18 protein-coding genes and 2 tRNA genes are annotated in these 20,163 nt (G+C 50.5%); 7 read left to right on the top strand and 13 right to left on the bottom strand.

Annotated elements, in window-relative coordinates; translation table 11 throughout:
* Positions 1-5: 5 nt before the first annotated feature.
* The 5 genes from AC1BI1_RS05520 to AC1BI1_RS05500 all read right to left on the bottom strand — a co-directional run bounded on the left by AC1BI1_RS05520 (position 6) and on the right by AC1BI1_RS05500 (position 5,021).
* On the bottom strand, positions 6-806 hold the full coding sequence (locus AC1BI1_RS05520) for a class I fructose-bisphosphate aldolase (protein ID WP_476716281.1): 801 nt from the start codon (positions 804-806) through the stop codon (positions 6-8).
* A 13-nt stretch (positions 807-819) separates the two neighbouring features.
* Positions 820-1,857, bottom strand: coding sequence for a zinc-dependent dehydrogenase (locus tag AC1BI1_RS05515; RefSeq protein WP_476716280.1), 1,038 nt, complete (start codon positions 1,855-1,857; stop codon positions 820-822).
* Positions 1,858-1,874: 17 nt separating this feature from the next.
* Positions 1,875-2,897 carry a zinc-dependent alcohol dehydrogenase gene (locus tag AC1BI1_RS05510; protein WP_476716279.1) on the bottom strand — a complete coding sequence of 341 codons (1,023 nt, stop codon included), beginning with the start codon at positions 2,895-2,897 and terminating at the stop codon, positions 1,875-1,877.
* Between the two features lie 207 nt (positions 2,898-3,104).
* Positions 3,105-3,857 (bottom strand): SDR family NAD(P)-dependent oxidoreductase, encoded by a 753-nt coding sequence (locus AC1BI1_RS05505; protein ID WP_476716278.1) that lies wholly within the window; start codon positions 3,855-3,857, stop codon positions 3,105-3,107.
* A 15-nt stretch (positions 3,858-3,872) separates the two neighbouring features.
* Positions 3,873-5,021 (bottom strand): iron-containing alcohol dehydrogenase, encoded by a 1,149-nt coding sequence (locus AC1BI1_RS05500; protein WP_476716277.1) that lies wholly within the window; start codon positions 5,019-5,021, stop codon positions 3,873-3,875.
* A gap of 347 nt (positions 5,022-5,368) precedes the next feature.
* On the opposite strand from AC1BI1_RS05500, the gene AC1BI1_RS05495 reads away from it, so the two are divergent.
* Both AC1BI1_RS05495 and AC1BI1_RS05490 read left to right on the top strand, forming a co-directional pair.
* Positions 5,369-6,181 (top strand): DUF72 domain-containing protein, encoded by an 813-nt coding sequence (locus tag AC1BI1_RS05495; protein ID WP_476716276.1) that lies wholly within the window; start codon positions 5,369-5,371, stop codon positions 6,179-6,181.
* A 335-nt stretch (positions 6,182-6,516) separates the two neighbouring features.
* Entirely contained in the window at positions 6,517-9,318 is a 2,802-nt protein-coding gene (locus tag AC1BI1_RS05490; RefSeq protein WP_476716275.1) for a diguanylate cyclase, read from the top strand.
* Here the strand turns inward: AC1BI1_RS05490 and AC1BI1_RS05485 are convergent.
* The 6 genes from AC1BI1_RS05485 to AC1BI1_RS05460 form a co-directional block, all read right to left on the bottom strand.
* Entirely contained in the window at positions 9,308-10,120 is an 813-nt protein-coding gene (locus AC1BI1_RS05485; RefSeq protein ID WP_476716274.1) for a response regulator, read from the bottom strand. The two genes, AC1BI1_RS05490 and AC1BI1_RS05485, sit on opposite strands and share 11 nt — an antisense overlap.
* Positions 10,121-10,326: 206 nt before the next feature.
* A complete protein-coding gene (locus AC1BI1_RS05480; protein ID WP_476716273.1) occupies positions 10,327-12,468 on the bottom strand; it encodes an HD domain-containing phosphohydrolase in 2,142 nt (713 codons plus the stop codon).
* A 679-nt stretch (positions 12,469-13,147) separates the two neighbouring features.
* Positions 13,148-13,633 carry a ribonuclease toxin HepT-like protein gene (locus AC1BI1_RS05475; RefSeq protein WP_476716272.1) on the bottom strand — a complete coding sequence of 162 codons (486 nt, stop codon included), beginning with the start codon at positions 13,631-13,633 and terminating at the stop codon, positions 13,148-13,150.
* Positions 13,630-14,013 carry a nucleotidyltransferase family protein gene (locus AC1BI1_RS05470; protein WP_476716271.1) on the bottom strand — a complete coding sequence of 128 codons (384 nt, stop codon included), beginning with the start codon at positions 14,011-14,013 and terminating at the stop codon, positions 13,630-13,632. Before AC1BI1_RS05470 ends, AC1BI1_RS05475 begins: the two co-directional genes overlap by 4 nt.
* A 629-nt stretch (positions 14,014-14,642) precedes the next feature.
* Positions 14,643-14,717 (bottom strand) — tRNA-Val (locus AC1BI1_RS05465).
* A 20-nt stretch (positions 14,718-14,737) separates the two neighbouring features.
* Positions 14,738-14,813 (bottom strand) — tRNA-Ala (locus AC1BI1_RS05460).
* Between the two features lie 230 nt (positions 14,814-15,043).
* On the opposite strand from AC1BI1_RS05460, the gene AC1BI1_RS05455 reads away from it, so the two are divergent.
* The 3 genes from AC1BI1_RS05455 to AC1BI1_RS05445 all read left to right on the top strand — a co-directional run bounded on the left by AC1BI1_RS05455 (position 15,044) and on the right by AC1BI1_RS05445 (position 17,806).
* Positions 15,044-16,354: an FAD-dependent oxidoreductase gene (locus AC1BI1_RS05455; protein ID WP_476716270.1), complete on the top strand. Its 1,311-nt coding sequence runs from the start codon at positions 15,044-15,046 to the stop codon at positions 16,352-16,354.
* A gap of 1 nt (position 16,355) precedes the next feature.
* Complete coding sequence (locus AC1BI1_RS05450; protein WP_476716269.1) at positions 16,356-16,631, top strand: ferredoxin family protein; 276 nt, start codon at positions 16,356-16,358, stop codon at positions 16,629-16,631.
* A gap of 86 nt (positions 16,632-16,717) precedes the next feature.
* Positions 16,718-17,806 carry a murein hydrolase activator EnvC family protein gene (locus AC1BI1_RS05445; RefSeq protein ID WP_476716268.1) on the top strand — a complete coding sequence of 363 codons (1,089 nt, stop codon included), beginning with the start codon at positions 16,718-16,720 and terminating at the stop codon, positions 17,804-17,806.
* A gap of 93 nt (positions 17,807-17,899) precedes the next feature.
* On the opposite strand, the gene AC1BI1_RS05440 is transcribed toward AC1BI1_RS05445, so the two are convergent.
* Positions 17,900-18,127 carry a helix-turn-helix transcriptional regulator gene (locus AC1BI1_RS05440; protein ID WP_476716267.1) on the bottom strand — a complete coding sequence of 76 codons (228 nt, stop codon included), beginning with the start codon at positions 18,125-18,127 and terminating at the stop codon, positions 17,900-17,902.
* A gap of 136 nt (positions 18,128-18,263) precedes the next feature.
* Here AC1BI1_RS05440 and AC1BI1_RS05435 point away from each other — a divergent pair, with 136 nt between their 5' ends.
* Positions 18,264-18,704: a helix-turn-helix domain-containing protein gene (locus AC1BI1_RS05435; RefSeq protein WP_476716266.1), complete on the top strand. Its 441-nt coding sequence runs from the start codon at positions 18,264-18,266 to the stop codon at positions 18,702-18,704.
* Here the strand turns inward: AC1BI1_RS05435 and splB are convergent.
* The gene (gene splB, locus AC1BI1_RS05430) at positions 18,701-19,714 is read right to left on the bottom strand and encodes a spore photoproduct lyase (RefSeq protein ID WP_476716265.1); all 1,014 of its coding nucleotides are present in this window, start codon (positions 19,712-19,714) and stop codon (positions 18,701-18,703) included. The two genes, AC1BI1_RS05435 and splB, sit on opposite strands and share 4 nt — an antisense overlap.
* A gap of 114 nt (positions 19,715-19,828) precedes the next feature.
* On the opposite strand from splB, the gene AC1BI1_RS05425 reads away from it, so the two are divergent.
* A complete protein-coding gene (locus AC1BI1_RS05425) occupies positions 19,829-20,095 on the top strand; it encodes a YkuS family protein (RefSeq protein WP_476716264.1) in 267 nt (88 codons plus the stop codon).
* Positions 20,096-20,163 lie beyond the last annotated feature (68 nt).

The following is a 20,163-nucleotide window of genomic DNA, read 5'->3' as shown; positions in this document are numbered from 1 at the left end:
CCTCTTTATTTTCCTTCCAGGATGGCCATGGCTTCTTCGGGTGTCTTGCCTTCGTGGATAATGCTTTTTAAGGCCTTTATGATGCCCGGAATGTTGTCGTGCTGCCAAATGTTGCGGCCGTAGGTCACTCCGGCAGCCCCTGCGCTTAGGGCATCGTAGGTCATCTGGAATAGTTCCAGGGCACTTTCCATTTTGGGCCCTCCTGCTACTACTACCCTGGCGGGACAGGCCTCCACTACCCGGGCAAAACTTTCCGGCGAACCGGTGTACCAGGTCTTTATAATATCCACTCCCAGTTCCGCCCCTACCCGTGCGCAGTAGCTTATGTGTTCAACTTTGTAACGTTCTTCTTCGGGTATGAGGTTGCCCCCTGGATAGATGTGGGCCACCAGCGGCAGGCCCATACTAGTAGCTTCTTTGGAAATCCTGCCGAGTTCTTTCAGCATCTCCGGCTGCCTTTCATCCCCTAGCATAACGCCTACTGATATGGCGTCGGCTCCTAATCTCACGGCCTCTTCTACGTCGGCGTAGGTTACATCGTAATTCTTGTGAAAGGGTGAAAATGCCGAAGCCTTCATTATAAGGGCTACTTGGCCTGCATAGGGAAAGAATAATCGTGCTGCTATACCTTTATTAAGGGTTACAGCATCCACTCCCGCCTCCACAACTGCCTTCAGCTTGGCGCCTATATTCTCTATACCCGGGAGTACTCCTCGATTGACGCCGTGATCGAAAGCCACCACGAATATCCGTTTAGATTTACTATTAAGCAGGCGTTCCAGGCGAATTTGTTTTCCTAAATACATGGACATTTCCTCCTTAGTAGGGTTCGATTATTACTTTAAGGCCTTCCGCCGAGCGGGCCACTTCCAGAGCTTGAGTTATATCCTTTAGAGCAAAGCGATGGGATATAAGCTGCTTTAAGTTAATCTTGCCGCTGTCGATCAGGAGCATAGCCTGAATAAAATCTTGCCGGGTAGAGGCACTAGCTCCGGTGACTATTATTTCGTTGTAGTGGATGGTATTGGCCTCAATTATGCTTGTTTCGCCTTCAGGAAAACCGGCAAACAGGCTCACTCTGCCCCCCTTGCGCACAGCTTTCAAGGTATCATTAACCAGGCCTGGCACCCCTACGGCCATTATGGCAACATCAAATCCCATTTCTGTCTCGCACCGGGCTACCTCAGTGAGAGCTTCCGCCCTCGGATCTATCACTATATCTGCGCCCGCCTCTAAAGCCAGCCGGCGCCGTCTTTCGGATAGCTCGCTCACTACTATTTTTCTTGCTCCTTTAGCCTTGGCCAGCATAAGATGCATAAGCCCTATGGGGCCGGAACCGATTATGAGCACTGTGTCTCCCGCACCCACCCCTACTTTCCTCTGGCCGTTCAGGCAGCAGGAAAAGGGTTCTAGCAGGGCAGCCTCTTCAAAGCTTACTTTAGGAGGGAGATGAAATACATTCCCGCTCGCCAACGCTATCGCCGGTATCCGCACATATTCAGCAAAACCGCCATCAAATTCATATCCTATAGCCTGCCGATTGGCGCAAACGTTTTCCAGGCCCGTCCGGCAATAGAAGCAGTTCCGGCAGGGTATTATAGGCGCTATGGCCACCCCTTCACCAGGTTTAAACTGCGTCACCTTTTTCCCCGCAGCTACTATTTCACCGGAAAACTCATGCCCTATGACTGAAGGATAGTGCACACCCCGTGTCTTCTTTCCGGCAATGATACGCAAGTCTGTCCCGCATATAGCAGCCGCTTTTACCTTGACAAGAATTTCTTCCTCTCCAATGCTAGGGTTTGGATAGTCTGTAACTTCAAGGCGATCTGGGCCGTAAAGCACTGCCGCTAACATTAGATTTTTTGCGCCTCCTATAGTACTATCACACTTTTAATAACTTCTTCTTTGTTGTTAATGGTAAATTCTAGGGCTTCCTTGACCTTCATCAATTCAAACACGTGGGTTACGAGGCCCTCCAGCTTATCTATATGTTGCCGGCTCAAACTAAGGGCAGCGGGAAACTGATTAACATATCTGAAGCTCCCTATTAGGGATAAACCTGTACGGGTTATAATGTCTATGTTCAGCGGAACTTCTCCTGCTCCTATACCGACAAAAACTACCCGTCCTCCCCGCTTGACGGCTTTTAAGGCCAGTTCGACGCCTGCCCTGCTCCCGGAGGTTTCGAAGACAATATCCAATCCTTTGCCCAGGGTATTCCCTTTGATTTCTTCTATTACAGAGTCCTGAGCGCTATAACAGTACTCTGCACCCATTTCTTTAGCTCTGTTTAGCCTTTTAGCATATACCTCTATTGCGTGGACCTCACAACCGAAAGTGCGGGCAACAAGAACTGTTAACAGCCCCACGGGCCCGCAGCCTATTACTCCGGCAGTCATCCCCGGCCGCGCCCTACTATGGGATACCGCCTGACAGGCTATGGCCAGCGGTTCTATCAAAGTAGCTCCCTGAAAACTCAAACCCTCTGGTATTTTATATATGTGAGTAACCGGCCAAATAAGGAGTTCGGCCATTCCCCCGTCTTCTTCCCCGACCCCCTTAAACCGCTGAGACAGGCAAAGGTTGTATCTCCCCTCTTTGCAATATTCGCAGTGCCCACAAGAGTATCCAGGCTCAATTACTACTCGGCTTCCCACCAGATGCCTGTTGACCCCTGGGCCCGGCTCTATTACTTCGCCCGCAATTTCATGCCCTAGTACTAGCGGCTTGCTTAATATGGTGTTGCCTATACGGCCATGAGCATAAAGGTGAAGATCACTGCCGCATATGCCTACGGCCTTGACTTTAATTAAGACTTCGCCCGGTCCTGGTTTCGGCTCGGGCCTTTCCTCGATTGCGATATTTTTTATGCTTTTCAAGACAGCTGCTTTCATCCGCTGGCCACCTACCGTATATTTCTCTTGTTATTGAAGAACGGATTGGTAAGTTGTCATACACCTTAGCACCTTGTACACATCTACTTAATGCATACTTCATGCCATCCCTTCCCTGGTCATACTTCCAGCTGCTTTATTTACTGTGTAGGAACTCTTTTTGCATAGATTTCTCATACTCTTCTCGCTGAATTTCTCACAGTTCCTTCATCCCGCGGTCCAGCCACCATCTATCATTATGTTGGCTCCTGTAATGTAGCTCGCTCGACGCGAAGCCAAGAAGAGAATGACTTCTGCTACTTCCTCGGGCAGCCCTGGTCTGCCTAACAAGGTTCGGGAAGCAATCAGCTGCTGCCATTCCGGGTCTACCAGCACTTTTTCTACCATTGGTGTCTTAATGAAAGCAGGCGAAACCGCGTTAACCCTTATGCCGTATTTAGCCCATTCTACAGCAAAGGCTTTAGTGAGTTGTCTCACACCGCCTTTAGTGGCCGCATATATCGAGCGCTCGGGCAGAACTTCCTCGCTCTGCAAGGAGGCCAGGTTGATGATCACACCTTCTCCGCGCTCAATCATGTGCTTGCCCACTTCCAGGCAGGTAAAAAAGGTTCCCTTGAGATTGATATCCACCATAAAATCCCAGTCTTCCTCGGTATACTCTATAGCCGGTTTCCGTATGTTTACTCCTGCGCAGTTAACCAGAATGTCAATCTTATTAAATTGGTTTATCACCGTCTCTACCATCCGCTTGATGTCCTCAACTTTGGAAACATCGGCAGCTACCGCTACAGCGCTATAGCCCTGCTGCACCAGCTCCCGCGCATACTCCTGACCCTCGGCCTCGGAGCGATTAACAATAACACAGGTAGCCCCTCCCTGGCAAAACCGGTATACGGTAGCCCGGCCAATTCCCTTACTTCCCCCGGTAACTATCGCGACTCTGCCTTCAAACTCCCCCATGAGAACCACCCTTTATTACAAAGCCTTTTTGTAGATCTCAATGATCTCCGCCTTGGAAGGCTGTCTCGGATTAAGGGGAACATTCCCGCTGGTTAAGGCCTCGTCCGCCAGCATATCCAAATCGCTTTCTTCCACTCCAAAATCACTCAAACGATCACATATTCCGATGTCCTGCATTAGCTCCCTAACCGCTTTTACCGACTTAGCAGCAGCTTCCATAATGGGTAACCCCTCAACCTGCTCACCAAAAAGAGCGGCAATTTCAGCATATTTTTCCGGGTTACCCATAAGGTTATATTCCATCACATAGGGCAGCAATATAGCATTGCTCAACCCGTGAGGAATACCGAAATGCGCTCCGGCAGGTTGTGACATGGCATGCACCAGACCAAGCCGGGTGGAATTAAAAGCTAGGGCGGCTATGGTACTGGCCAAAAGCATATCTTCCCTGGCTTTAAGGTTAGTACCTTTAGCTACAGCCTTGCGCAGGCTCCGGGCAATAAGTTTTATGGAGTGTATGGCTAAGGCTTCAGAAATGGGATGACTGTTAACATTGACGTACGATTCAATAGCATGGGTAAGGGCATCCATTCCCGTGGAAGCAGTTAAGTGGGGAGGCAAACTTATGGTCAATTCTGGGTCTAAAATTGCCAGTACAGGCATAATTAAGTAACTTCCGACCGGGGCCTTCAATTTGGTTTCGGCATTGGTAATAACAGTAAACATGGTTGCTTCGCTACCTGTACCGGCCGTAGTGGGAATAGCTACAATCGGAAGAGGCTTGTTCTTAAGTTTGCCAATACCGGTATAATCTGTAATTTTACCTTCATTAGTGGCCATAGCCGCAAAGGCCTTGGCACAGTCCAGGGCACTTCCTCCCCCCACCCCTAACACCACATCACAACCGCTATTCTTTAAAACTTCTGTCCCCTGCTCTATGATGTCGCTGGTGGGATCCGATTTGATGTTATCGTAGACAAAGTACTCCAAACTGGCTTCCTGAATGGAAGAAAGTATACCCTCAAGTAACCCTGCTTGTTTCACTCCCGGATCGCTAACTATAAAAACTTTTTTATACCCCAATTCTTTAAGCTTCTCTCCTGTATGTTTTGCCGCTCCACAACCAAAAAAGATTTCCGTTGGAAGCTTATACACTCCAAGCATAACCCTTCCCCCCAATATAAAATGAAAACCTGCCTTCTTTATCGTTAGCACATTCTATGCCAATCCCTAATTCGATTGATTTTCAAGGTTACTCCTCTATTCTGAGCAATATGTTTTTCAAGGATTTCTCTTGTTTTTCTCAATCCATTTATCAACTACCACGACGTAACCGGCTGGTACTCCGCCTCCGGAGGGATTGGGAGCCAAAATACACGAAACTAAGAACCATACGGATAAGGCTGAAAAAGTGCCGGTTAACAATGAGGACTCGCGCAGTATAATAATAAATGTATTGTATAGCTGACTTTCCACCGCAAACTCACGCCTAATCCCACAGAAAGGACATTATGGGTAAAATGGAATCAGGGAAAATTCTCATAGGCACCTCTGGATATAGCTACCGCGACTGGATAGGTCCCTTCTACCCTTCCGGCCTCCGGCAAGAAGATATGCTGGCCTATTATGCGCAGGAATTCGCCTTTAATGAGATCAACTTCTCTTACTACCGCCTGCCTGAGGCAAGAACCCTGGCCGGCATGGCACGTAAAGTACCGAAGAATTTTCTGTTCACCATTAAGGCCTACCAGAGCCTGACCCACCAGCGCGGGGACTCTGTACCCGCGGACGCTCAGAAATTCCGCGCAGCTCTGCAGCCCCTGGTAGAAGAAGGCAAGCTGGGAGCCATACTGCTCCAGTTCCCTTATTCCTTCCATAACGACCACGTCAACCGCTCCTACCTGCGATTCCTGCGGGAGCTGTTTCCAGACCAGCCGCTGGTGGTGGAGTTCCGGCACAGCAGCTGGCTTAAGGAAAGTATCTGGCAGCTGTTAAACTCCCTGGACATGGGCTACGTTTGTGTAGACGGGCCGCGGTTGGGCAAACTAGTGACTAGCATAGTAAAAATTACCTCCAGTGTCGCCTACGCCCGCTTTCACGGCCGCAATGTTCTTAAGTGGTGGGATCATAAAGAGGCTTACGAGCGCTACGACTATCTTTATTCGGAGAAGGAACTCGCAGAGTGGGTGCCGCGAGTTTCCTGGCTATCCCGCCAGGCCTCCCGGGTGTTCGTGGCCTTCAACAACCACTTCGGAGCCCAGGCAGTGCAGAATGCCAGAATGTTCCGTGCGCTGCTGGGAATTAGCGGGTATAAACCCAACTGAATATTCACATTCCCCCTAAGCCGCCGTGACACACAATCTAGTAGGAGGGGTGACTACCCCCGTCCCCCATCCATTTTCCCTGCATAGGGCGCATATCGTCAGCTCGTAGTTTCTTCTGGCCGAATGGACACACTCTGTGGCCACGTTTTAGGAAAGACCAAAGGCCAGGTCCTTCACCACTTCCCCCGGAGGCGCTGCGAAAAATTCCCTTTGCCTGCAGGTATATGAAGGTAAATGTCGAATTCCTATCAGCAATTTCAAAATGCGATTGATAAATAGCAGCTATAGTACCGGGGACCACTATAACCCGTTGTGACTTTAGGAGAGATATGGGGATGTCCTTAAAAACCAGAGTACTTCTTGTTTTCTGCGCCGTCTTTGCCTTTCTTGCCCTTATTTTTTTTGTGGTTTCTCATGTTATAGCAGGGAATATTGCAGGTAAGCTGGAAAGAGATAGCATCCGAGAGAATGTTGTACGAGCCCTGCAGGCCCTGGAGAGGGAAATAGCGGCGCTGGATAAATCTGCTGCAGACTGGGCTACCTGGGACGACACGTATATCTTCGTAGAGGACAGGGATCGCGAATATATAGAAAAAAACCTGGTTGATAACGTGTTTGAGATTTTAAAGCTTAACTATGCAGTTTTCCTAAATACCAGGGGAGAAATGGTATATGCCAGAGGATACGACCCTGAAGGGGACGAAGAAATACCCATACCACCCAGTATTGTTTTTACCGCCCATAACCAAACAGGCGGCCTTAAAGGGCTGGTGGTAACGTCCCAAGGGCCGGTGCTGGTGGCCGCCAGGCCCGTTTTAAAAAGCGATGGCAGCGGCCCCGCCCGGGGAACCCTTATCTTCGGCCGCACGTTAAAGGACAAGGATTTAAAAGAGCTCTCGGAGATTACCCGCCTCCCCCTCTCCCTTCACCAGCCGGGGGCCATAGACTTTCGCGAGCTCAAGCCCGCGGGCTTCCTTAAAAGTGGAGAACCCTTATACGCCAGTATTATTTCCCCTGAGGAAATTGCCGGCTTTGCCGTCATTAAGGATTTGCAGGGTGAAAGCGCCTTAATCCTTCAGGTGAACTCCTATAGGCACGCCGCTCAGGCGTTACTGTCCGCAAGACAAGCCTTCGGCCTCTTTCTTGCACTGGCGGCGGCCTTATGCTGCGCCCTGGCCTTTTTCTGGCTGGACAGAGCTATTGTGTCCCGGCTGCTAAAGCTTACCGCCGCTGTCACCACCACGGGCCACGACTTGTCTTTGTCCCCGAAGGTCCCGGTTCTGGAGGGAAAGGATGAGCTTGCCCTTCTTTCCTCTGAAATCAGCAAAATGTTGGAGAGGCTAGAGGAGTACCGGAGGGAGATAAGCGCGAAAGAGAAAAAATATCGGGCTCTGGTAGAAAACGCCGCGGAAGCCATCATAGTGGTCCGGGACGGCGTAATCACCTTTGTCAACCGCGCGACTGTAAAACACACGGACTATACAGTTGAAGAGCTTCTATCCAGGCCTTTCCTGGAGTTCATACATCCCGAAGACCGGGAAAGTGCTATAAAGCACTACAGGGAATTGCTGGAGAAAAAGAGCCCAGTATACTCCTGCCCTTTCAAGGTATTGGCCAAGGACGGGAGCGCCAAATGGGTGGAGACCAACTCCGTGGTCATCGAGTGGGAAGGGCAGCCCGCTACCCTGCATTTTTTAACCGATATCACCCCGCGCAAAATTCTGGAAGAAGAGCTCCACAGATTAATGGCAGAAAAATCGCTAATTCTCGACAGCCTCACAGAGCTGGTTGTATTTCTAGACCGTGACATGCACGTGATCTGGGCCAACCGGGCAGCCGGCCAATCCGTCGGCAGGAGCCCCGAGGACCTTTTTGGAGCGAAATGCCACGAAATATGGCACGGCAGGAGTGCTCCCTGCCCAGGCTGCCCGGTGGTCCGCGCTATGGAGACCGCCCAAGTTTGCACGGGAGAGGTGGCTTCCCCTAACGGCCGCGTCTGGAGTATTACTGCTTCCCCTGTTAAAGACGAAAAGGGGAACGTCAGAGGGGCCGTGGAAGCCACCCTGGATATCACCGAACGCAAGCGCTACGAGGAACAGTTGAAATATTTGAGCATGCATGATCCCTTGACAGGCCTTTACAACCGGGCCTTTTTCCAAGAAGAGCTTAGGCGCTTATCTGCCAGCCGGGAGTACCCGATAACCATCCTGGTGGCGGACCTGGACGGCCTGAAACTGGTCAACGATACCCTGGGCCATGCCAAAGGTGATGAGATGTTAAAGGCCTGCGCCGATGTTTTGAGGGCTTCCCTGCGCCGCTCCGATATCCTGGCCCGCATAGGGGGCGATGAATTCGCCGCAATCTTGCCCAGAACCGACGAAAAGGCCGGTGAGGATATTGCCCAGCGGATACGTTCATGTGTGAATGACTACAACAAGGAACACCCCGAGTTACCCCTGCATATATCTATAGGTTGTGCCACTTCCCAAGGCGGGGACGAATCCCTCGAGGATACCTTTAAGAAAGCCGACGACCTCATGTACCGCCATAAGCTTGTGCACAGGGCCAGCGCGCGAAACCAGATTGTTGGCGCCCTGCGGGCAGCCCTGAAGGAAAAGGATTACATTACCGCGGGGCACGCTGAAAGGCTGCAGAAAATCTGTCTGAAAATGGGGGAAAAGTTGGGGCTTTCTCCCCGGCAGATGGCTGACCTGGCCCTGCTGTCCCAGGTCCACGACCTGGGCAAGGTTGCCGTGCCGGACGACATTTTATTCAAGAAAGGCCCCCTTAGCGAGGAAGAATGGCAGGTAATGCGCCAGCATTCCGAGAAGGGTTATCGCATAGCCCTTTCTTCTCCTGACCTTGCCGGAGTGGCGGACTTAATCTTAAAGCACCATGAAAGGTGGGACGGAAGAGGATATCCCCTGGGGCTAAAAGGGGAAGAAATACCTGTAGAATGTCGCATCCTGTCTATTGCTGATGCCTTTGACGCTATGACCAGCGAGCGGCCTTACAGGAAGCCCAAGAGCAAAGAAGAGGCTATAGAAGAGCTTCAAAGGTGCGCAGGAAGCCAGTTCGACCCGCGGTTGGTCGAGGTCTTTATCTCCCACGTCGTGGAAGAAATTATTACGCATTAGGAGCTTGCTGCCGCATTGGCCCACCTGACCCTTTCCCTTCCCAGCTCTCTTTAAGAGAACCCTCGGCGTAGGCGAAAAGCTCTTCCCCGTCCTTTCCATTGTCAGGGTATACCGCAATGCCGTAACCCCAGCTACCTGAGAGAAACCCCTCCATTTTTTTAATTACCACCTCCGCCCCCTCTTTGCCCGTCATGGGAAGGACAAGGGCCAAAGTGCTCTTGCTAAGCTCTATAACAGTGTCTATTTCCCTCAAGCGACGCCGCGTCTGCCTGGCAAATTCGCTTATTTTCCCTTTGCCGGGATCCTGGGACCGGGCTAGGACCAGAGCTAGCTTGAGATTGCCCCGGTTGGCCCGGTTTATTTCGTTCTTGAGCACTTTCTGCAGTAACTCGGCAGGCGTCAACTCTCCCCTGGCACCAGGCCCTATCAGTTTTTCTACGCGGCGCACTAACTCCTCAAAGGAGTAGGGTTTGCAGAGATACTCTACCGCTCCCAGTTCTATGGCCCGCTTTACCACTGAAAGGTTGCTGTCAACTGTTACCACCATGACCGGTACATACCTGTACCCGGGAAGCCTCTTAAGGATCTCCAGGACTGTGAGACCGTCCATACCCGGGAGATGGATATCCAGGATCACCAGGTCGTACGGTTCCCCTTTTTCCCTGGCTCTGGCCAGGGCCTCCTGGCCGCTGGAGGCTTCTTCCACCAAGTAGCCTCTCTCCTCCAATGCCCTCTTGGAAGAAAATCTGGTAAGGGCCGAGTCTTCTACCAGCAAGATACTCTTTTCTACCTGAGCTAACAACGGCTCATGCCCCTTTCCAAAGTTTTTTCCTAATAGCGGAAACCCGCCCTAAATTTATGATAATGTGTTATCCCTCTATCTTTGGGACCAAGGCTGGAGCTGTATCCCCCCAGCTTCCAAAACACAACCTTCTTCAGCCAGAGTGTTAGAAATTAATTTATCCCGAGCGGTCCTTGCCGTCTCTAGCATGGTATGCCCGGCTCGGGTCAGCGCCGCTCGAGTAAAAAAAGTATTTCGCCAAGCAAAGCTATCAGGGTACCCCCCCCCCCCCCCCCCATGGCAATATCTTCCATTTCCTCTTGCGGTATCCGTAAAAAGGCCTCTACCACCCGAGGGTCAAATTGACGACCTGCACACCGTTTTAGTTCCTCCCTCGCCTCCTCCGGGGTAAAGGCCTGCCTGTAAGGCCTGGCGGAGGTCATGGCGTCGTAAGCATCGGCCACCCGGATTATGCGCGCAAGAAGCGGGATCTCTTCTCCTGATAGACCAGCCGGATAACCCCCGCCCCCATAGTCTTCGTGATGGTGCCGCACGGCTACAATGACCGCCGCAGGAAACCGGGCCGGTTCCAGGATCCTAGCTCCTACTTCAGGATGACCCTGCATTTCTTTCCTTTCTTCCGGAGTAAGGGGGCCCGATTTAAGAAGGAGGTCCTCTTGTACGCCAATTTTGCCCAGATCGTGTAAAAGGCCAGCCAGGTAGACCTGTTCCTGTTCTTCAGCGCCAAGTCCCAGCATACGGGCGCAGGAGCGTGCCCATTTAGCTACCCGAATGGAATGTCCCCTCGTGTATACATCCTTGGCCTCCAGTGCAGCTGCCAGGGCTTGTACGGTGCTCAAGTAGTATTCTCGCAGCGAAGAGTAAAGCCGGGCGTTCTCCAGCGCCAGCCCAATTTGAGCTGCAACGGTACCCAGGTACTCAACTTCCTCTTCCGACCAACGGCGCGGTATGGGAGAATAAACCTTTAATGTGCCCAGAATCTTTCCGCCCGCTTTCACCGGCATCACAATCAAGGCCCGCATCTCTAGGGCGTAGTAGGGCAAGTGCCTACCAGACCCGTCGGCGGCCAGATCCTCCACCACCACGGCTTCCCCTCTCTGGAGCACCTCGCCCAGTAGATTACCCTCCGGCCGGACGCGAGCAACCCTTGCTTGGAGTTTAGGGCTCATGCCCAAGCTGGCCTTAAGCACCAGTTCGCCAGTATTCTCGTCAAGCACCCGCAGGGCACACCACCGTGCGCCAAGCACGTCCCTCACGCTTGCCAGAGCCGATTCCAGCACTCGCTCTACTTCAAGATGGCTCGATACCACCTGTCCTACTTCAATTAGCCGTTCTAGCATTCTTGCCCTTTCCTGCACCTTTCGGAAAAGCCGGGCATTTTCCAGCGCCAGCCCCAGAACAGTGCCCAGGGTGGTCAAAAAGACGGATTCCTCTTCGGTGAAGCGTTGCCCCCCTGGCTTGCCTGCTAAGGTAAGTACCCCCGTTACCTTGCCCCCAACTGTAAGCGGTATCGCAATTGCCGGCCGCTTTTCTTCGGGCATACTTTCTTCCGGACGGCTGTCAAAGTGCGCAGCCATAGCTTCCCGCCCAACGGTGGCTATTATTTCCCCTGCAGGAATGACCCTTAGTTCGTTACACGGCTCCAAAGTAGCCGCCACTTCAAGAGCTGCCGCCCCTAACTCCGCTTCGCTGAGCATTATCACCGACCCGCTGGTGGCACCGGTCAATTCCAGCGCCGCCTTAAGCCCCTGCCGGGCAGCTTCGGCCACCTGCAGGCTACCGGAAACTGTTTTGCTGAATTCAAAGAGAACGCTAAGTTCGTCTACCTTTTTCTGGAGTTCCTGCCTGGTGTACAGCAGCTGGGCCACGGTTTCCGATACTGCCCGCATCATCTCCGCTGCAATCCAAAGCCGTTCTTCAGGCCACAAGGGTACCGTTTTGCCCGCCGCCAAGAGCTCCTCCTGGTCAATGCCAGTTTCCCGGCCCAGCTCGGCTACTTCCTCTTCTGCAAGCGGCTTAAGCGCCACGTTGCCGCCCACCAGTACCGCTACCGTTTCTCCCGCTACCCGAAGAGGTACTGCCAGGTGTACCAGCCCGGCATAGCAAGTGTCGATAACCGCTCTCCCTGCGTCCACGGCAGCCCTGACAGAGATTACACGTGAAGCCGCGCACCTGGCTCTTCCTTCTGGATTAGCATTAAGCAAGGCGCAGAAAGGGCACAAGTTGGAGATTTTGGTGAGGGGTTGCCCATCTGGGTAGGTGACCAGAGCTGCCAGCCCCAGGGCCTGGCTCATGCTGTCTTGAAGTCTTTGTAAGCCGATATGTTTTAGTTCTTCGTAGTAATGCATCAATTTTCCTCTTTCCATGAAATAAGACGCATACCTCCTCCTGGCAGTGCTCGCCAGAAAAGGCGTGCCGTACGGCAGCGCATGTGTTAAATACCTAACCTTAATCATCGCCTCCTAGCCGCTGGCAGCTTATATCCACTAGGTAGCCCTTGTCCTCCAGTCACGTTATCTAATTCGACACAAACTACCAATTTCCTCCAAGGTAATTCTGTCTTCATTGGTCAGGGACATTAAGGATACTATTGCCGTAGAAGCTAAAATGGTCAAGAAGGTGCTAAAGGAGAAAGCTTTTTTGAGGTTTGACTGCCACATCTTCTTCATAGACTTACATACAGCCACGTAACTGAGCGGTTCAAGAGGAAGGCATCGGCCAAGGCGCAGGAGTTCTTCCGGAGCGGGAATTCGCCGCCGGAGTAGTTCCCGTTGGGGTAAAATTAGGGTAGAGCGGGGCAAAATTTTAGGCCCCCGGATCCCCGGCGGCCCTAGGTTTCTGGTGGGCGCGGTAGGGATTGAACCTCCGACCTCTTGAATGTGAGTCAAGTTATGGTCATTTCAAGCAGTCCACCAGAATTTCTTTAATCCCTAATAATCTAGTAATTCCAAGGCTCCCCAGCCGGGACGTTTTGTCACGTCCACAAACGGCCGGAAGGCCGGGAAGCGCCCGCGGCAAAGAGGGCCTTCATTGCTTTTCGTTACTCCTTGCTTCAATGAAAAAAAGAAACCTTTCGAGTTCCCTTTTTGTGCGCTCCCAAACTTCCGCAAGGTTATCCAGTAAAGGCTTTATACGGGCAGGAGAAAGATGGAAGGTATAAACGTTGCGCACAACGTGACGGAAGCCCCTGTATTCATCCAGGCTGATCCTGGTTTCCCTAGAGATGACAGGGGGACGTATCAGTTCAATCTCTACCGCCATCTGGCGCAAGAGCTCCTGATGCCAGTTTTGTCCCTCCGGCTTACTTTGCTCCACATTGACGGCGATTAGTTCAAAAATCCTTTCCAGCCCAGTATAGAAACTGTGGAGATTAAAGGCTACGCTGTCCAGGTAAAAATCATCGCTTGTTAACTTGTAGCGTTCCCACCCGGTTCGGGCCCGGTCGACGGCCTGCTGGATTTCAGTAAGCTCCTCACGGATGCGGCCGGCCAGAGCAAGGTACTTCTTTTTCATAGCTCGACCCCTTCACTTTCAATGGCCCTGCGTAAGGATTCTCGGCAGGCTTCCGGGTCAACAAGGTCTACTTTAAAGTTTTCACTTAGACCAGTCACTGCCCCTACTGCGGCGTAAAACCGGTCGTCCGGGATGCCCCATACCGCTAGGTCAACATCGGACCAGCGCGTAAAGCGGGAACGGTCAACAAGAGATCCGAAGGCCACTACTTTTTGGGCACCATATCTCACTTTTAAGAGGGCCGCAGCTCTGGCAGCAACTTGCCAGGCTTCCTTATAACGCTCGGTTAGGGACGGGTCAGTTTGCGAAAAATCATCGGTAAAAGTAAAAGGGTATTTCCTGGCGTAATAAGCAGCCAAATCGTCAGGTTGGGTACCCATATTTAGCCCCCCTGCTTAAAATAACAATGTCAGCCTCTTCCCTATTCTCTTTCCAGCAGTTCCACAATTTAAGTATACCACAGTCTCATTACAGCATGGAATTATTAGCCACCAGATTCGTCACTTGAACCTACAACCATTACCCGCCACCTGCCTAAGGGGTGTAGCCTCGTGGCAGGACCCGACCAACGGCTGACGGCCGGAAGCCCGGTTAGCGCCCGCAGCCGCCATAGGTTGTGGTAAGCATCCAGGATGTCTTTGACTACCAACGGGGAAGTCGTACAGTGGAGTGCTAGAGGTGAGGCATATGTTGACAGATAGCCCAGTGATTTTGGAAGGTGCGCGAGCGTGCGGGCCCTTCTGGCCCGGAGCGATTCCTGCTTGTCGGGCTTTAAGCTTCCTCCAGCGCACCAATGGATTCCGCCTGGCGACGGACACCCTTGCTTTGAATTAGCGACTACTGGTACCTTCGCCGTTCAGGGCTTTCACCCGACAGGCTAGGCCCATGCGGGGCGCACGAAAAAGGGGAGCGGCCCCACCGCTGAACCAGGGCCGCCCGCATTGTCGTAAGATTGTCGTAAACCGTCACGTTTTAAAGGCCTCCCCATCCCGGGAGGCCTTGATTTTCCTGGTGGGCGCGGGAGGGATTGAACCTCCGACCTCTTGAATGTGAGTCAAGCGCTCTCCCACTGAGCTACGCGCCCGCAGTTTAATTTTTGAAGGATGGTGGACGTGACGGGATTCGAACCCGTGACCTCTAGAGTGCGATTCTAGCGCTCTCCCAACTGAGCTACACGCCCTTACTAAGTGCAAAATAATTATACCTTTCCTGGCCAATCCCTGTCAAGAGTTTGAGGCTGCTATTGGCCCTATCCCCCCTGGCTCACCGAGTTGCCTCAGCCGCTGGCTCGTTTTTTGCACAGCCTGGTAGTGTTGGGCTATGGAAGTCTAGTTTTCGAGTATAATTTTAATCTACAAACCCATAATAAACAACAGATTAAAAGTATAAACACCTGTTTCGGAGGTCACCATGGTTGACAGCTATGATGCTATTGTTATTGGCGCAGGTCCGGCCGGCAGTACTGCAGCTTTGACCTTGGCACAAAACAACCTGTCGGTGGCTTTACTAGAGCGCGGCAAATTTCCCGGTTGCAAAAACGTTTTTGGCGGTACTATTTATAGCCAGCCCACAGCCGAGATTATTCCTGCTTTTTGGCAAACAGCACCCCTGGAGCGGCCTGTGATTTTAGATGAACTGTGGTTCCTCCACACCGATTCTGCCGTGCGCATAGGCTTTAGTAACCTACGTTACGCCCGCGCTCCTTATAATAAATTTACTGTCTTGCGTTCCCGCTTTGACCGCTGGCTGGCCGAAAAAGCAGTAGCTGCTGGAGCTGTTTTACGTACCCAGGCCCATGCGCGCGAATTTATATATGATAAAGGAATTTTTACTAGGGGCCCCATCCAGGGCGTAAAACTGGACACTGGCGAAATTCTACGGTCTAATGTGGTAATTATAGCTGAAGGTGTCCTCCCTTTCATGACCTCCAAGGCAGGTCTTATAAAGCAGCAGACACCTTCCCTTGCTTATACACTTTATGTTAAAGAAGTTCTGGGCCTACCCAAAGAAAAGATCAATGACCGTTTCCAGTTAGAAGATAATGAAGGAGCCATTCTCGGTATGGTGGGTTTCCCCACAGCTACAGCTATCGGGAAAGCAGGCATCTGGACCAATAAGGATACCATCTCTCTAGTTGTCGGCGGTTATTTAAACCAGCTTGCCGAGAAAGGTTTAAGTCCCTATTTACTTCTCCAACGGGTAAAACAACACCCCCTAGTGAGGCGCCTCATTGAAGGGGCGGAAGTCTTGGAATATCAAGCTCATATGATACCTAAAGGTGGCTACACCTTTCTCCCCAAACTCTATAATGATCACGTCCTGGTGGCCGGCGATGCCGCCTTTATGATCAGCGGTCGCCGGGGCACTGATTTGGCCATGCTGTCAGGGAAGTATGCTGCCGAAACAGTAATTCAGGCCAAAGCCAAGGGAGACTTTTCAACTAGGATGCTGGCTAACTATGCACAAAAAATTGGTAAGGCCTTTTTTATGGAGGATATAAAAGCAAATCGCCATACTCTCCAGTATTACCAAGAACGGTCTGATGCTGACTACCTCATCAGCAGTACCATCAATGAGCTAGCGAAGGAGTTTTTTAACGTCGATCTGCTAAATGAACATCAAAAGAAAGCGCGTCTTATGCACATTATTCAAGCCAAACAATTCCCCTTAAAAACCTTTAATGATGCCTGGGCAGCCATCCAGCACTGGGGGCCTTTTTAAAATGGTAGAGGCTAGATTTCCCGGCGATCCTTTACCGCTAATTGAAATTAAAGTAAATCACAAATCCCATATCACTCTACGAGACACCAGAGCTTGTCTTAGCTGTGTTAATAAACCCTGCACGTATATCTGCCCTAGCCAAGTTTATGAATGGGAAGAGGATAATATAAAAATCAACTATCCTCGTTGTGTAGAGTGTGGCGCCTGCATGAAGGTCTGCCCTAAGATTATGTGGGAGTACCCGCCAGGAGGATATGGCATCATCTATCGCTATTAAATTTTGTAATTTTTTCCATCTAAGCAGGAAGTAACAACACCATGGCGAATAAGTTTTGCAAGGAATGGAATGGGGAGAGAAACTCCATGCGTTTTAGGTTTGTATTAATCTTTAGCCTGTTCTTGTTTATCTGTGCTACCCACAGTTGGGCCAATCCCCGCAACCCGCAAGAAGAACTAAAAAGACGCTTACAAAAAGTTAACAGTCAGGAATACATACTGTTGCAAGAGATACTCCAGATAGATTCTCGTCTCCAAAAGCTAACCAGTGAAAGGGTTGCTCTAGCTGCCCAACAGGAGCAGCTAAAAAAGGACCTTATTTTAGCCCAAGAAGAAGTAAAAAAGCTGGGAGAAGAGCTGGCCTTAAGCCGGGAAAATTTTAACCAGAGCCTCCGCTTTTTTCAAAGACACGGTGCCTCCCCTTACCTTTTAGCAGCTATGTTTAGTGATAATTTATCTGATTTTTTTATTCGCTGGGAATTATTGCAGCGCTATGTAAATTTTTTGTGGAGCAGGGTGCGCTACCAACTGGCCCTCCACGCCCGAGCTCAGGAAGTCAAAGATGAGATTCAGAACAAGGAAAGGGAAGTTGCCATGGCGGCAGCCCAAGCTGCCAATCTCGAACAGGCATTATTGACCTTAAGGCAAACCCGCGAAACTACTTTAGCAAAAATACGCCAGCAAGCTACCAACTACCAGCAGGCCCTTCTAGCCCTGGAGCAAGCCTGGCAGAAAGCTTTACCACCTCTACAAGCCTTACTTACCACATTCCCTAACTTCCCCTGGGAGAATTTAAATCCTGATAAGATTCACATAGATTATACTCGCGGTCGCGTACTGGCTGAATTTAGCCAAAGCAAACTTAATAACGTCCTACTGCAAGGCCAGGACTCTCTGCGTGGCGTAAGATTTGAACTAACCCCGGAGGGCCTTATTATTCCGGGCCCTGAATTTCGCCTGCAAGGATCCCTCGCAGTAGCCGGCCCCCGCCAGTTAGTATTTACACCCCTGAACCTAGAGCTAGCCGGTTTTCCCCTGGACAGGTCTACCTGGGATGTGCTTTTACCCCAGCCTATTTTCACAATTGAGCTGCCTCCGCCAGCCTTTAATTTAAGGTTTAATAACCTGCAAATCCAGCAAGGGATGATGATCCTGGAACTTCTCCCCTCCCCATAGCCTAGAATACCTTAGCTCCTCAAAACAAAGCTACCCGTAAGGGTAGCCACGCGGGGATAGGAAGGTATATGGTGATGCGCACGCCGTCCGGACTCACTCTTCTTGGCCTTTATGGTCCTCACTAAAGAAAAGTTCATCTACTGTAACTCCAAAAAAGTCAGCCAGTTTCTTCATGATTTCTTTGCGGGGGTGCCGCCGGCCCCCCTCAATCATAGCATACCCGCTCTGGGTGATACCCACCGCTTCGGCGACCTGTTTTTGGCTAAGCTTGCGCTTTACACGCAATCGGTACATCTTCTCATTGCGCAAAGGGATCACCATTTATTTCTGTCATTATTAACCAATATAATCACAATATGCGATAGCTGTCAAGGATTTTTTGCCCAAAAAATTACTTTTAGTGATAATAGTTGCTAAGTATCACAGAGCGTGTTACATTGATGCAGGGTGTATAATTGTGCAATCTTTTGGCGAAAGGCTGGCCGCCCTGCGTAAAGAGAGAGGTATATCGCAGGCTCAGCTGGCTAAAATGCTTAATATGGGACAGAGCACCATTGCCATGTACGAAAAAAACAAGCGCCGTCCCGACCCGGAAACCCTGGAGAGGCTGGCTGATTTTTTTCAGGTTTCAGTAGATTACCTTCTCGGCCGGACTGACTCTCGAGAGAGATTAAAGTACACGCTCACGGAAGATACCCAGGACTTGGTCACCTTACTTTTACTGGAACCACGGCTTAAGGACAGCCTTGCCGATCCGCTTTTTCGCAACCTTCTCAAGCGCCTTCCGGATTTAACACCAGAGGAAAAAGAATTGTTGGCCCAGCACTGGGAATCTTCCTTACGACTAATAGAAAAACGTCGCCAAAGGAACGGCACTTCAACAGAAGATGGCAATTAAACAAAATAGAGGAGCTTGGCGCGGGGAAATGCCTCCCCAATTTCTGTAGTGAAAAAATCCCGTATTGCTTCCATCTGGTCTTCGGGATACACATATTTACCATAACCAAATTGCCCGTGTTTAAATTGTCGTTCTTCTTCCTCTAAAGGGAGTTGTGTTTCGGGATATGCTTCCCGAATAATCTTTTTAGACCTTGAAGTAAAGCGATGGGTAACAAGCTCAAAGGTAAGGTCGGTGTCACCGGGCACGTAATCTTTTACCGTCTGCAACAGTCTTTTGTACTCTTGGCGCCAGCCTTCAAATATAAAAATGGGGGCAATGAGAAACCCCAGGGGATAACCTGCCTGCAAGGTCTTTACGGCGGCCTTTAGCCTGTGTTTTGTACGGGGTACTCCTCTTTCAAATTTCTCGACTACATAATCACAATTCAGGCTAAATCTTATTTCTGTTTTACCTTTGTGATCTATCCCTAACAATCCATCAACATCGGTATACTTGGTGACAAAACGAAATCTGGCATCTGTTAAAGCCGCAAAAAATTCGATAGCTTGTTTAAGCCCTCCTGTCCAGTCCTCCACAGCAACTGGGTCGGACGTAGCAGCTCCTTCAAATACTGTGGTGTCAGGCCTGCGTTCCTTTACATACTCTGCAGCTCGTCTAAAAATATCTTCTAGATTTACGTAAACCTTGACAAAAGGCCTGAGCCCAAGATTCGTGTTAAGATAACAATATTCACACAGTCCGGGACACCCAGAGACCAGAGGTAACTGATAATGGGCAGAGGGCTTACAAGTCTGAAATTCTTTCCTCCTCCACACCGAAATAACCATTATTCGCTTGGAAAACAAAAAGCCCTCCCTAAAAGATTTATGGGGAAATACTGGGATGTTTTTAGTATAGAAGAGCACTTCGATACCCTCGTTATAAAACCGTTTCATCAGCTCTTGCCCTAAGGTATAATTCAGGGCGGCCTTTTGCATGACTACCAGGCGCGGGATAAAAGAGGACATAAAGCCTTCACCTCATGTTTATCTTTCCCCGAGAGAGCATAAAAAAACATGAGAATAAAGCTTGCCAACAGCGTCCATAATATCCGTAAAGAAGCAAATTGGGAGGAGTATATAATGCCAAAACGTGTAGCTGTGGAACGTACCATCAGCGCCATCGGTGACTATCTAACAGAACAGGGATTAGAGGTAGAACAGGTGGACATGAGCAATTTAACGGTTGGCCAGCTGAAAGACTACGGAGCCATTGTAATCAGCGGCCAAGATTCTAATATAATGGGTATGGAAGATATAATTGCTGGAGTTCCCGTAATCCAGGCTGAAGGTAGGACGCCGGCAGAAGTCGCAGAATTGGTAAGGCAAAGAGTGGAATGGCGGTCCTGACCCTTCTCTTGACTTTCCCCCCACTCCCCATGGTATAATGAAGCTGAAAACTTATGGGGTGGAATACC

This window comes from Thermanaeromonas sp. DSM 22490 (assembly GCF_056378755.1).
This window is presented reverse-complemented; position numbering and strand designations above follow the sequence as displayed.

Excerpts from the sequence above, each read along its gene's own strand:
- AC1BI1_RS05520 (WP_476716281.1), bottom strand. The coding sequence starts at position 806 with ATGTATTTAGGAAAACAAATTCGCCTGGAACGCCTGCTTAATAGTAAA.
- AC1BI1_RS05515 (WP_476716280.1), bottom strand. The coding sequence starts at position 1,857 with ATGTTAGCGGCAGTGCTTTACGGCCCAGATCGCCTTGAAGTTACAGAC.
- AC1BI1_RS05510 (WP_476716279.1), bottom strand. The coding sequence starts at position 2,897 with ATGAAAGCAGCTGTCTTGAAAAGCATAAAAAATATCGCAATCGAGGAA.
- AC1BI1_RS05505 (WP_476716278.1), bottom strand. The coding sequence starts at position 3,857 with ATGGGGGAGTTTGAAGGCAGAGTCGCGATAGTTACCGGGGGAAGTAAG.
- AC1BI1_RS05500 (WP_476716277.1), bottom strand. The coding sequence starts at position 5,021 with ATGCTTGGAGTGTATAAGCTTCCAACGGAAATCTTTTTTGGTTGTGGA.
- AC1BI1_RS05495 (WP_476716276.1), top strand. The coding sequence starts at position 5,369 with ATGGGTAAAATGGAATCAGGGAAAATTCTCATAGGCACCTCTGGATAT.
- AC1BI1_RS05490 (WP_476716275.1), top strand. The coding sequence starts at position 6,517 with ATGTCCTTAAAAACCAGAGTACTTCTTGTTTTCTGCGCCGTCTTTGCC.
- AC1BI1_RS05480 (WP_476716273.1), bottom strand. The coding sequence starts at position 12,468 with ATGCATTACTACGAAGAACTAAAACATATCGGCTTACAAAGACTTCAA.
- AC1BI1_RS05475 (WP_476716272.1), bottom strand. The coding sequence starts at position 13,633 with ATGAAAAAGAAGTACCTTGCTCTGGCCGGCCGCATCCGTGAGGAGCTT.
- AC1BI1_RS05470 (WP_476716271.1), bottom strand. The coding sequence starts at position 14,013 with ATGGGTACCCAACCTGACGATTTGGCTGCTTATTACGCCAGGAAATAC.
- AC1BI1_RS05455 (WP_476716270.1), top strand. The coding sequence starts at position 15,044 with ATGGTTGACAGCTATGATGCTATTGTTATTGGCGCAGGTCCGGCCGGC.
- AC1BI1_RS05450 (WP_476716269.1), top strand. The coding sequence starts at position 16,356 with ATGGTAGAGGCTAGATTTCCCGGCGATCCTTTACCGCTAATTGAAATT.
- AC1BI1_RS05445 (WP_476716268.1), top strand. The coding sequence starts at position 16,718 with ATGCGTTTTAGGTTTGTATTAATCTTTAGCCTGTTCTTGTTTATCTGT.
- AC1BI1_RS05440 (WP_476716267.1), bottom strand. The coding sequence starts at position 18,127 with ATGGTGATCCCTTTGCGCAATGAGAAGATGTACCGATTGCGTGTAAAG.
- splB (WP_476716265.1), bottom strand. The coding sequence starts at position 19,714 with ATGTCCTCTTTTATCCCGCGCCTGGTAGTCATGCAAAAGGCCGCCCTG.
- AC1BI1_RS05425 (WP_476716264.1), top strand. The coding sequence starts at position 19,829 with ATGCCAAAACGTGTAGCTGTGGAACGTACCATCAGCGCCATCGGTGAC.